Below are 12,540 nucleotides of genomic sequence, written 5' to 3' on the forward strand. Positions count from 1 at the left end.
GCGGATACACCGCTACGCATGTTTTAGGCTTACGCTTGTTTTTTCTTACGGAATCGTGCAAAGAACTCATAGACAATCGGTACGATGAGCAACGTGAGAAGCGTCGAACTTGTAAGTCCGCCGATCACGGTGACTCCGAGACCTTTCGAGATGAGTGCCCCACCTTCGAGACCGAGTGCGAGCGGTGCGAGTGCACCGATTGTCGCAAGTGCGGTCATCAAGATTGGGCGAAGGCGTGTGCCTGCTGCCTCAAGTAACGCTTCACGTGTTGATAAACCAGCTTCTTCTTTATGAATGACACGGTCAATCAAGACGATGGCGTTCGTGACGACAATCCCAATCAACATGAGTGCCCCGATCAAAGCAGAAACCGAAATCGTTTCACCAGTGATGAGGAGGGCGACAAGTCCCCCGATAATCGCATACGGGAGTGAGAACAACACGACGAATGGTGTGAGTGCCCCTCCGAATGTGATCACGAGAACCAAGTATACGATGGCGATTGCGGCGAGCATCGCAAGACCAAGCTGTGTGAACGATTCTTGAATCTGTTCCGTTACACCGCCTACATCATACGATACGCCAGACGGGAGCTCGATCTCTGATACGCGTTCTTCGATCGCAGCAGACGCTTCTGTCGCTTTATCTGTGCTGAGTTCAATACTTACTTGTGCGAGCAGTTTTCCGTCGCGCTCGACGAGTGTGTCCGGCGTTGTGCCTTCTTCGATTTCAATGAAGTCTGAAATCGGGCGTGGTCCGAACGGTGTCGTGATTTCTTGTGCTTGCAGGTCATCGACACTATCATACGTCACTTGCTCGTTCGGGATGACGACGTCTAACTGTTTGTCATCCACTGTCACGCTCGCAAGTGGGCTTTCTGGTGCCTGGAATTGGCTGATGACTTGTGCGATTTGACCTGCAGATACACCAGCTTCTGCTGCGGCTTGTTGGTCGACGTTGAACGTGTATTGAACATAGGACTCACGTAAGTCAGATGTCGCTTGACGGACGTAATCCGTTTCTTCTTCAATCGTTTCGATGAAAGTCGGCACGATCGCTTCTAAATCTTCAAGCGAGTTGGCGTAGACGTTATACGTGACACCGCTCGTTGCGCCGCCACCTGAGAAGTCTTGTTCTTTCCACTCCCCGTTTGAGGCGAGTTCGTTCAACTTCTCGATATCAGCCAACTTCACATCTGCGAAATCTTCCGTGTCCGGGTCATACTGGACGATAAAGATTCCTTGTTTATTGTTTCCTGGGTTCAGCGGGTTCTCTCCACCGACCGTGAACTGAACGTCTGTTGCGTTCGGTTGTTCTTCCATGAAGTATTCTTCTGCCACTTCAGCTGCAGCAATCGAATCTTCAAGCGTTTGACCCGGTTCTGGGTCGAATGTGACGAACAACGTCTTCTCCGAATCTTGGTTCAAGAAGTTGACCCCGATCGCTGGGACGAGGGCAAAACTACCAATCAATAGGGCAGTCGCGAGTCCGAAGACGACGAGTTTATGGTTCAGTGACCAGTTCAAGACGCCGCGATACCATTCCGCGAGCTTTCCTGGACCTTCTTCTGGCTTCAACTTATCGCGGTTTTTAAAGAATGAGTCGGCCATCATTGGGACGACCGTAATCGCGACGAGTAACGAAGCGAGTAGGGCGAAAACGACAGTCAATGCGAACGGCAAGAACAATTCACCGACAAATCCTGTGACAAATCCGAGCGGTAAGAATACCGCGATTGTAACGATTGTCGACGAAGCGATCGGGATGAATACTTCTTTTGTCGCCGCGATGATCAATTCTTTACCGCGAAGTGGTTCGTTCGATCGTGTGAGTCGACGGTAAATGTTCTCGATGACGACGATGGAGTCATCGACGACGCGTCCAATCGCAACGGTCATCGCACCGAGTGTCATGATGTTCAATGTGATATCCAATTGCTTCAACACGATAAGTGCCATGAGAAGCGATAACGGGATCGAGATGACAGCGATGATCGTCGATCGGAAGTTACGTAAGAACACTAAGATGATAAGGATGGCAAATAAGCCACCGAGCAATGCTTTCGATAACATCGTCTCGACCGACTCTTCAATCGGTTGTCCTTGGTCGAGTGTGATCGATACATTCGCCGTGTCATACTCTGCTTCGAAGTCACTCAACACTTCTTTGACGGCGTTGACGACATCGACCGTGTTCGCATCTTGTGTCTTCGTCACTTGTACGCCGATGGAACGTTCACCGTTCGAGCGAGAAATCGATTCTTCAATTCCTTTGTCCTCGATCGTCGCAAGCTCGCTCAACGCGACAGTCGGCACCGTCGTTGGAACGTTCGGTGGTAATGCCGATGGTGTTTCCGTCGGGACCTCTGTCGGCACGTCTGGTGTTTGACCAGGTGGCAATTCAGTCGGAGCAGACGGTGTTGTCGGCGTTGATTGTGCTGGTGAGTAAGGGATTTGGATGTCGCGGAACGCTTCGAGCGTCTCAGATTTTCCATCGATGACGACCGCTTGCTCCGTGTCACCCAATTCATATAGTCCGAGCGCGATACGGGCGTCATTCGCTTGAATCAATTGTTTGACCGTGTCTTCTGTCAAATTGTATTCAGCGAGCGCTTCTTGATCGAATTGAAGTTCGACGCGACGAATCTCTTGTCCGGCAATTTGGACGGTTTGTGCGCCTTCTACGCCTTCAAGAGCGGGTTGGACTTCTTCCTCGACGAGTTTCGTCAATTCCGCCAAGTCAAGACTTTCATCCGAGATGGCAGCTCCGATGACCGGGAAAGCGTCGAAGCTGAGACGCGACACTTGAGGTTCTTGTGCTGATTCAGGTAGTTCGACGTTACTTAATGCGTCTTTGACTTGCTGTTCTGCTTCATCCATATCTGTACTGAAGTCGTAATCGATTTGGATGTTCGAAGCGTTTTGGAATGATGAAGAACGGACTTGTTCCACACCATTTAGACTTTGCAGGCGTTCTTCGAGAACGGTACTGACTTCTTCAAGCACTTGCTCAGGGGATGCACCTGGATAGATGGTTGTGACCGAGACGGTCGGCGTCGTGATGTCCGGTAGCGTCTCGAGCTTCATTGTCAGACCGGCGAAAAGACCGGCGGCGGTCAAGATGATCGTCATCAACCAAACCGCGAACTTATTGTTGACGGAAAAGGACGTGATTTTCTGCATGGGTTCTTAATCTCCTCTATATGTTGTTTTTATGACTGGCTGTCGATGGCGTGCGCTCGTTCAATCAAGCGGGCGATGATCGCTTGTTTGAGTTCGGCAGGGGGAACACCGACACCGAAATGTTCTGACATCATCATACCTTCGAGTGCATAACGAATGATCATCGTTTCAACCGGATCGGCTGTTTGTTGGAACTGTTCGAAAAACGTATCTAAATCATGCTTCCATCGATTCGCATACTCTTGGTCGACGGCAAACAGTGTGAGAAATGCGATCATTTTCTCGACGTCGATTTGGATGGCTGCTTTCTCAGGGTGTAACTTCGTTTCATCAAATAGACGAACGAATGCTTCAATAGGTCCATGACCCTCTTGTTGCAACGAAGCATACAACTCGTTTTGTTCTTGCTGTAACCGTTCAACCATAGCGGTCAGCAACGCTTCTTTTGAGGCGTAGTGATAAAGAAGTCCACCTTTTGAAACGCCCGCTGTTTTGGCGACTTCATCTAATGTAAGTTGATGCACACCTTGATTCATGATGATGTCTGTTGCCGCGTCGAGTAGTTTTTGTTTCGTGACGTTCGATCGGTTTGTCATACCTTCACCCCTTTCTGTACCGACCAGACGGTTTGTTTGATTTCACTATATCGTCTGTATTCTTTTGAAGTCAAGAAATGATGCCCTCAAAACTGTCACAAATTAAGCATACTTATTGATAGCGATTGCAGAAAACCCTTGACGTGAGAATGATTATCAGTGATGATAGGTACTGAGAGTAATTATCATTACCAGAGAGAGAAATCATTGAACGTGGGGGAATGACAGATGAACAAAAAATATGCAGCTTTAGGAATTTCAGCAGCACTAACGACATCGCTCCTTGCCGCTTGCGCAAGCACAGATGAAACAACTTCAAATGAAGGCTCGGACGATTCGAACGTCGTCAATGTTTACTCGAGTCGCCACTACGATGTCGATCAACAGTTATATAAACAGTTTGAAGAAGAAACTGGTATCAAGGTAAACGTCGTGGAAGGTAAGAGTGACGAACTTCTCGAGCGTTTAAACACTGAAGGCGAAAGCACAGAGGCTGACCTCTTCATTACGGCAGATGCCGGGAACTTGTATCAAGCAAAAGAAGCAGGACATCTCCAAGCGGTCGATAGCGATGAGCTTGAGTCAAACATCCCTGCGAAATATCGTGACACGGACAACGAATGGTTCGGTTTGACGAAACGTGCACGTGTCATCGTGTACTCAAAAGATCGCGTGAAACCAGAAGATTTGTCGACGTACGAAGCGTTGACAGAAGAACAGTGGAACGGCAAAGTACTCGTCCGTCCATCTGAAAACATGTACAATATCTCACTCCTCGCATCGTTCATCGAAGTGAACGGTGTCGATGAAGCGAAAGAGTGGGCGAAGGGCTTAGTGAACAACATGGCACGCGACCCACAAGGGAACGACCGTGACCAAGCGAAAGCGGTCGTCGCCGGTGAAGGAGACGTGGCCATCATGAACACGTACTACATGGGGCTCATGTTGAATTCTGAAGACGAAGAAGAGAAGAAAGTCGCTGAACAGCTCGGTGTCTTCTTCCCGAACCAAGATACGACAGGCACACACGTGAACATTTCTGGTATCGCGATGACGAAAGCGTCGAAGAATACAGAAAATGCTCAGAAATTGATGGAGTTCATGTCAGAGCCGTCAGCTCAAGAGAAATTTGCGAGTGTGAACTACGAATACCCAGTCAACGAGTCGGTTGAGCCGAATGAGCTTCTTCAATCATGGGGCGAGTTCAAAGAGCAAGACATTAACCTCTCTGCACTTGGAGAAAACCAACAAGAAGCAATCCGCATCTTTAACGAAGTAGGTTGGAAGTAAGATGACTTCGGCTTGAACGAGAGTTCAGGCCGGAGGTTTTTGCGTTTCATACACCCTAAGCGCTACACGGAATGCGTAGAAACTGATATGATGGGACAGGAATTGATTGTTTACAGAACGGGAGCGGTACGACATGAACTGGCACGCGGTAAAACGACAACTGAATGGATGGGCGATCCTAAGCTTTCTCGCGATTTTATTGATCGTCTTGCCGGGGATTGTCGTGCTCGTGGAATTATTTGCGCCAGTCAATGACAACTGGCAGCATATTCAAGAGTATTTGTTGCCCCGTTATGTACGGAACACGTTGTTCATCATGGTGGCTACTGGTCTCTTGACGACGGTGATTGGAACGAGCCTCGCCTGGTTCGTGACCGTCTATGATTTTCCGTTCCGTCGCTTCTTTAAATGGGCACTCATCTTGCCGCTCGCGATTCCGCCTTATATCGGGGCGTATACGTATCATGGCATTTTAAATTACACGGGAGTGATCCAAACGACGCTACGGAATCAGTTCGGGATTACTGTCGATCAGTCGTACTTCAATATTATGTCGATTCAAGGGACGGTGTTTATTTTCACCTTGTTCCTCTATCCATACATTTATACGATCACACGAGCGTTCCTGCATAACCAATCGTCCTCGATGATTGAGAACGCACGGATCCTCGGTCGTGGGTCGTGGGATATTTTCTTCACCGTCGTCATTCCGATTTCCCGAGTCGCCATCATCGGCGGTGTCAGTCTCGTCTTGATGGAAGTACTCAACGACTATGGCGTCGTGAAATATTTCGGGATCCAGACGTTCAGTACCGCTATTTTTAGCACATGGTTCGGGATGAAAGACACGTCGTCGGCGCTGAAGCTGGCGGGTACTCTCATGATTCTCGTCATCGCCATTTTGACGATGGAGCGACTCGTGCGAGGACGGAAGCAATTCAGTTACGCTTCAACGAAAGTGAAACCGCTCAAACCGAGACCGCTTCAAGGCTGGCATCGCTACGCGGTATTCGCTTATGTCTCCATCATCTTTGCCATCGCATTCGTCATTCCGTTCACGCAGTTGACGGCCTGGACGTTCCTGACGTTCGATACGGTCTTCACAGAGGAATTTTGGCAACTCGTTTGGAATACGGTGCGTGTCGCCTTTATCGCGACAGTGATCATCCTGTTGTTCGCACTCATCATTGCGAATTACACGCGGCTCTTCCCGTCGAACATGACACGCGTCATTTCAAAGGTGACGACGCTTGGGTATTCGATTCCGGGGGCAGCGATCGCGATTGCGGTCATCACGCTTTTCTTATGGCTCGATGGCAAAGTGCTCGACATGGCTAAGGCGCTCGACTTGAGTCAGACGTTCGTGTTTCGGACGACGCTCATCATGCTCATCTTTGCCTACGTCATCCGCTTCCTCGCCATCGGCTACAACTCGATTGAGAGCGGGTTCGAGAAGGTCGGGAAATCGTTCACGGAAGCATCCCGCATGCTCGGATGGAACACGGTCCAAACGTTCTTCCGCGTGGATATCCCGATGATCAAAGGCGCCATCATGAGCGCATTTATCCTCGTCTTTATTGATATTATGAAAGAGTTGCCTTTGACGCTCTTTTTACAACCATTTAACTTTTCGACGCTTGCGACACAAGCGTTCAAATACGTGAGTGATGAGAAGATTCACGAAGCGGCACTCGCTTCTATCGTCATCGTCCTCATGAGTGGACTGTTGATATTCGTTTCCCACAAGGTGCTTGATAAGGAGGCCGACTAATGTTCGTTCAAATCAACGATTTACATTTTAGCTATAAAGGTGCACATGAAGAGACCATCAAAGGGTTCTCGATTTCGATCACAAAAGGTGAAATTGTCTCGCTTCTTGGGGACAGCGGTTCTGGGAAAAGTACGATTCTCCGATTGATCGCAGGGCTCGAGATGCCGAACCAGGGCGTCGTCGTCGTGAACGACTGCGTCTGTTGCGACGATTGTCAGTTCATGCCACCAGAAGATCGTGGCGTCGGGATGGTCTTCCAAGATTACGCACTCTTCCCACACATGACCGTTGAAAAGAACATTCGGTTCGGTCTTCATAAACTAAGCCGGAAGGAACGGAATGCGCGTGTCGAAGAGATGCTCGCGCTCGTCAACTTGGCGGAGTTCCGTCACCGTTACCCGTACGAACTCAGTGGGGGACAACAACAGCGTGTCGCGCTCGCGCGTGCACTCGCACCGAAACCAGCACTGTTGATTCTAGACGAACCATTCAGTAACCTCGACACGTCACTTCAACATCGGATTCGTGACGATTTGCGTCGTCTCTTGAAGCAGACAGGTACGACGACGATCTTCGTGACACACGACGAGGAAGATGCAGAGGCACTTGCTGACCGCATCGTCTACCTCGGAGAAGGCAAAATTAAAAAGCAAGTCATGACGGAGAACAACAAGACATTCAACCCGCAGATTCCTTGCTTTGTATAACAGAGAAGACCCCTTATTCACACATTAGAAGTGAGTAAGGGGTCTTTTGTCATTTGGTCATCTCGGAAGGTTTCGACTCATTTCCAAGCTGGTCAATCGCAGTCACATAATAAGAAACACCTGTTTTACTTGCAACTTCGATACTCTTTCGTGCATGGGATGGGACGCTTTCGATATGAGTCGCTTTTCCGTCGACGACTTCATAGATGCGATATCCGATCACGCTCTCTTGACGCACGGCGTGCCAGGTTAACAAGTTTCCTTGTCGCTCGACTGCCGTTGGGATCTCGAGATCGACAGTTTCGTTCAGTTCGGTATCCACTAGCTCTGTATACACGACGAATCGTTCATCATAGCCCCCGTCCCCGAACGTACCCGAACAGGTGATCAAATTTAAATTGCGATTTGATGTGGCACCGAAAATCTCTTCGATTGGCGCGGTTTTCGTATCATAGCGTTCTGTTTTTGTGACGCGGAACCGAAGTGTGTTTCCGGCTTCGTCTAGAATCAGAACGTCATCGCCTTCTTTAAGTTGATCGAGTTGATAAAAGACGGCCGGGCCGGTCTTGCTGTCGACGTGACCGGCGATCACGGCATTCCCTTTACTTCCCGGTGTGACACCGGGTTCGAACCACCCGACCTGATTTTCATCTTCTGGAACACCCATCTGTCCGTTTTCCAGTACCCCGACTTGTTCGATGGCGGTATCGACATCGATTTTCGGAATTTGGATTTGAACGGGGGTGACGGCCTTCGCGTTTTCTTCTTCCTCCGCTAATCGTAACTTCTTCACCTCTTCCTGTAGAAGTGAGAATTCAGCCGTTAAATCCGGGCTCTCCTCTATTTGTTTTTCTTCTACAGGTGGTGACGACGATTCTTGGGCGCTCGTCCACGTCCAGAAGCTAAAACAAAAGAGAGAGAGCGCCAGAAACAAATGGCGCTTGTTCATGGGGCTCCCTCCTTATTGATTATTGTTCAGACACTTTACGTTTGCGAAGCGTTACGAAGGCGAGTAAGATTCCGCCAAGTACAGCTAATCCAGCGTAGAGCGTGTTCATTGATTGTTCTTGTGCACCACCGAGACCTGTTTCAGGCATCTCTTCAGGCATCATTGTTTCTTCAAACTTGTCAGGCATTTGTGTCACGATCGCGTTACCGAGTGTTTCACCAACACCGAACATGAACGCATATCCTTCACGGAATGACATCCAAGCAGCTTCTGCATCGCCTGCGACATATTGATCGAATGTGTCGAGTACGAGTGTCTCATGCTGTTTGATGGCTTCTTCACCAGCAGCTTGTGGCAAGTTACCTTCTGTTGCTGCATCGAGGAATGTGCTGAAGTCGACAGCGAATTGGTCGAGTTTCATACGTGCTTCTTCGATTTTCGCTTCGTCACCTTCAAGTGTAGCAGCTACGATATCACCTTGTGCTGTGATGTGATCTGAGTTCCAGACTTTTTCGAACTGTGCAGCACCTTCGTCACCGTATACAGATGCGATAGCCGCTTTGAAGTCGAGTGTATTCTGATCTTCTGCCCATGTGACGTAGTCATAGTCCTCTGCTTGGTCATATCCTTTTTGCATACCGATTGCAGCGAGGGCGAAGTGCTCACCTGCAAGACTGTTCAATGTTGAGCGGAGTTCAACAGCTGGTGTATCTGCTCCAGTCGTGAATTTGTCAGGCATTTGTGTGACGATTGCACCTGAGAGGGCTTTACTGATGTTGAACATGTGCTTGTAGCCTTCACGGAACGTCATGTAAGCTTCTTCGTAATCTCCTTCGACATAGTTATCGAATACAGAGAGGACTTGGTCTTCATGAAGTTCAAGTGCATCTGCTGCCGCTTCTTTCGGTAAGTTACCTTCTGTCGCTGCATCGAGGAATGTTGAGAATTCTTCTACGAACTCATCGACTTCAGCTTCAGCTTCCATGCGTAGTTCTTGGTTGTCTGATTTTGCAGCTTCTACGAAATCATCTGAATAGTCGTTATGGCCACGGAAGATGTCTTCAAATTGTGCAGCACCTTCTTCACCGTAGATGGAAGCGATAGCTGGTGTCATGTCGAGCGCGTTTTGATCGAGTGCTTGATCCGCGACCTCAGCATCTGCTGCCTCGTCGTATCCTTTCATCATCGATGTGACCGCTAATACGTAGTGCTCAGATAAGAGTTGATCGAGTGTGGCGCGAAGGTCACCTGCTGGTGTGCTTGCTGTCGGTGTGTGATCCGCTGCCTGTGCGTTGACCGGTACGAGTAGTCCTAAGGCTAGTGCCGGTGCTACGATTTTGTTTAACGTCTTCTTCTTCATGTGTAATCGCTCCTTTTCGTAAGTGAGTGTTGTTGTCGTTATTTACACCCATCTAACGGAGCGGTTCAAAAAATGGATCACTCTTTTTTTATTTTTTTTCGTTTTTTTGTTGAAGAGTGCGATAAACCCCTGGTGCTACGCCATATTTCCGTTTAAAAATTCTGTGGAAATATGGATAACTTCGAAATCCAGACAGTTCTGCAATCGTTTCTAACGAATGTTTTGTATAGCGCATTTGCTCTTCGGCAAGCTGTAAGCGAATCGATTGTGCATATTCGATGATCGTCATCCCAGTCTCTTCTTTAAAGAGATGAACGGTTCGTGAAACGCTGAGTCCGACCGCTGCGGAGACGTCGGCCACTTTGAAGTCACTCGTGACGTGCGATTCGATAAAGCGCATCATACGAGAGACGACTGGAGGTCGCGCCTGGGAATGCACATCTTGAATCGAACGATCCAGCATGAGTAGAAGCGCTTTGACGAGAGTTTCAATTAGTACGGCACTTTGTTCAGATGGTGGACGGCGCACTTCCTCTGTAATGTGTTGCCATAGCGAAAGTAGGCGGGAATCGATGGTGATGGCATACATTCGCTCCCGTGGCGTCGCATGCCACCATGTATCCATCGCATGTCCGGAGCAAAAGATATGATAGTCTCCGCTCGCAGGTGTATCGACGTGCATTTCATAGAAGTCACCCGGACGGACAATCAATACGTCACCAGGTCGTGTGATCATCATTTCCCCATTAACCACAATCCGAGCCGTCCCCTCTGTCTGTAAGCGAATCAGATACGTATCGAGTAAGTTAGCGAACGGAAAAGTGTAGGTCGTTGTATGATACGAATAGCCACAAAAGCCGATTTCCATAATAGTCTCCTCATTTTATAGCAAAATTGTACATATCCTAATCATATCATGGATGGTCATGAATCCTTGAAGACAGTACGATGAAAGCGTTGAAACGGAAATGAACTTTCAAGGAGGATGTAACATGAAACAATGGTGGAAAGAATCAGTCGTGTATCAAATTTATCCACGGAGCTTCAATGATTCGAACGGGGACGGAATTGGTGACATCCAAGGGATTACGGAGAAGATGTCTTACTTGGCAGAACTCGGGATCGATGTCATCTGGCTCTCGCCGGTATACGATTCGCCGAACGATGACAATGGATACGACATTCGTGATTATCGTGCCATCATGGACGAGTTCGGTACGATGGACGACTTTGATGCGATGCTTGAGGAAGCACACCGTCACGGGATTAAAATCATGATGGATCTCGTCGTCAACCACTCTTCTGACGAACACCAGTGGTTCATGGAGTCACGCTCTTCAAAAGAGAGTCCGTATCGTGACTACTATATTTGGAAAAAAGGAAAAGACGGTCAGCCACCGACGAACTGGGGAGCTTTCTTCGGCGGCAGCGCTTGGCAGTATGACGAAGCGAGCGATGAGTACTACCTTCACCTATTCAGTAAGAAACAACCGGATTTGAACTGGGAAAGCGAGACGCTTCGTCGTGAAGTGTACGATCTCATGACGTATTGGCTCGATAAAGGGGTCGATGGGTTCCGGATGGACGTGATCAATATGATCTCGAAAGACCCGAGTTATCCGGATGGTCAAACGCAAGGAACAGGTTACGGTGACGGCACGCCATTCTTCTTTAACGGGCCACGTATCCATGAATTCATGCAAGAGATGAATCAAGAAGTCTTATCGAAATACGACACGATCACGGTCGGTGAGATGCCAGGGGTCAGTGTGGAAGAAGCGAAATTGTATACAGGGGAAGACCGTAACGAACTGAACATGGTCTTTCATTTTGAGCATGTAGACGTCGGGAACGGCAGCTTCGGAAAATGGAATCCGACGGACTGGAAACTCACAGAGTTGAAGACGATCTTCTCGCGTTGGCAAGAAGGACTAGAAGAAGAAGGGTGGAACAGCCTGTATTGGAGTAATCATGATCAGCCCCGTGCCATCTCGCGCTTCGGGAACGACTCTCCGGAATATCGCGTCCGTTCCGGGAAGATGCTTGCGACACTTCTTCATCTATTGAAAGGGACACCTTATATTTATCAAGGGGAAGAGTTCGGGATGACAAACGTCGCGTTTGATTCGATTGATCAGTACCGAGATATCGAAACGTTAAACGCCTACCGTGACTACACATCAAAAGGGTTGTTGACGCACGATGAGATTTTCCGTGGAATTCATGAGCGAGGACGTGACAATTCACGAACGCCGGTACAGTGGTCGGACGAAGCACATGGTGGCTTCACGACAGGGACACCATGGATTGGGGTCAACCCGAACTATGTCGACATCAATGCGGAAGCGGCACGAAAAGACCCGAATTCGCTCTTCCATTACTACCGTCAATTAATTGCGCTCCGTAAAGCCAATCCGCTCGTTGTCTATGGAAAGTATGAGCTGTTGTTACCGGAAGATGAGGCAATCTATGCGTTCACACGTTCGTTCGAAGGAGAGACATGGCTCGTGCTCTGTAACTTCTCAGCTGACACACAACAACGTGACTTACCGTATGACGTAAAAGAACGCGTCATCGGAAACATGGAACCGATTGAACCGTTCACCCTTCGTCCTTACGAAGCACAAGTGTATAAACTGTGACGAAAAGCTCGCCAGACGGCGAGCTTTTTTGAGCGGTCACGTA

At 48.7% G+C, this 12,540-nt stretch carries 9 protein-coding genes; 4 read left to right on the forward strand and 5 right to left on the reverse strand.

Annotation, left to right across the window (positions count from 1 at the left end; translation table 11 throughout):
- Positions 1-29: 29 nt before the first annotated feature.
- Together PJK55_RS11510 and PJK55_RS11515 are read right to left on the reverse strand one after the other, a co-directional pair.
- The gene (locus tag PJK55_RS11510; protein WP_271305909.1) at positions 30-3,182 is read right to left on the reverse strand and encodes an efflux RND transporter permease subunit; all 3,153 of its coding nucleotides are present in this window, start codon (positions 3,180-3,182) and stop codon (positions 30-32) included.
- A gap of 29 nt (positions 3,183-3,211) precedes the next feature.
- Positions 3,212-3,778 (reverse strand): TetR/AcrR family transcriptional regulator, encoded by a 567-nt coding sequence (locus PJK55_RS11515; protein WP_271305910.1) that lies wholly within the window; start codon positions 3,776-3,778, stop codon positions 3,212-3,214.
- Between the two features lie 228 nt (positions 3,779-4,006).
- On the opposite strand from PJK55_RS11515, the gene PJK55_RS11520 reads away from it, so the two are divergent.
- The 3 genes from PJK55_RS11520 (at position 4,007) to PJK55_RS11530 (ending at position 7,546) form a co-directional block, all read left to right on the forward strand.
- The gene (locus PJK55_RS11520; protein WP_214876230.1) at positions 4,007-5,068 is read left to right on the forward strand and encodes a Fe(3+) ABC transporter substrate-binding protein; all 1,062 of its coding nucleotides are present in this window, start codon (positions 4,007-4,009) and stop codon (positions 5,066-5,068) included.
- A 133-nt stretch (positions 5,069-5,201) separates the two neighbouring features.
- Positions 5,202-6,839, forward strand: coding sequence for an ABC transporter permease (locus PJK55_RS11525; RefSeq protein WP_214876232.1), 1,638 nt, complete (start codon positions 5,202-5,204; stop codon positions 6,837-6,839).
- Positions 6,839-7,546, forward strand: coding sequence for an ABC transporter ATP-binding protein (locus tag PJK55_RS11530; RefSeq protein WP_214785559.1), 708 nt, complete (start codon positions 6,839-6,841; stop codon positions 7,544-7,546). Before PJK55_RS11525 ends, PJK55_RS11530 begins: the two co-directional genes overlap by 1 nt.
- 49 nt (positions 7,547-7,595) lie before the next feature.
- On the opposite strand, the gene PJK55_RS11535 is transcribed toward PJK55_RS11530, so the two are convergent.
- The 3 genes from PJK55_RS11535 to PJK55_RS11545 all read right to left on the reverse strand — a co-directional run bounded on the left by PJK55_RS11535 (position 7,596) and on the right by PJK55_RS11545 (position 10,723).
- A complete protein-coding gene (locus PJK55_RS11535) occupies positions 7,596-8,495 on the reverse strand; it encodes a class F sortase (RefSeq protein ID WP_271305911.1) in 900 nt (299 codons plus the stop codon).
- A 19-nt stretch (positions 8,496-8,514) separates the two neighbouring features.
- Complete coding sequence (locus PJK55_RS11540) at positions 8,515-9,855, reverse strand: copper amine oxidase (protein WP_271305912.1); 1,341 nt, start codon at positions 9,853-9,855, stop codon at positions 8,515-8,517.
- An 88-nt stretch (positions 9,856-9,943) separates the two neighbouring features.
- Positions 9,944-10,723 carry an AraC family transcriptional regulator gene (locus PJK55_RS11545; RefSeq protein WP_271305913.1) on the reverse strand — a complete coding sequence of 260 codons (780 nt, stop codon included), beginning with the start codon at positions 10,721-10,723 and terminating at the stop codon, positions 9,944-9,946.
- 124 nt (positions 10,724-10,847) lie between these two features.
- Here PJK55_RS11545 and PJK55_RS11550 point away from each other — a divergent pair, with 124 nt between their 5' ends.
- Complete coding sequence (locus tag PJK55_RS11550; RefSeq protein WP_271305914.1) at positions 10,848-12,497, forward strand: glycoside hydrolase family 13 protein; 1,650 nt, start codon at positions 10,848-10,850, stop codon at positions 12,495-12,497.
- The last annotated feature ends 43 nt before the right edge of the window (positions 12,498-12,540 follow it).

This window comes from Exiguobacterium sp. MMG028 (genome assembly GCF_027947425.1).
GTDB lineage: Bacteria > Bacillota > Bacilli > Exiguobacteriales > Exiguobacteriaceae > Exiguobacterium > Exiguobacterium aestuarii_A.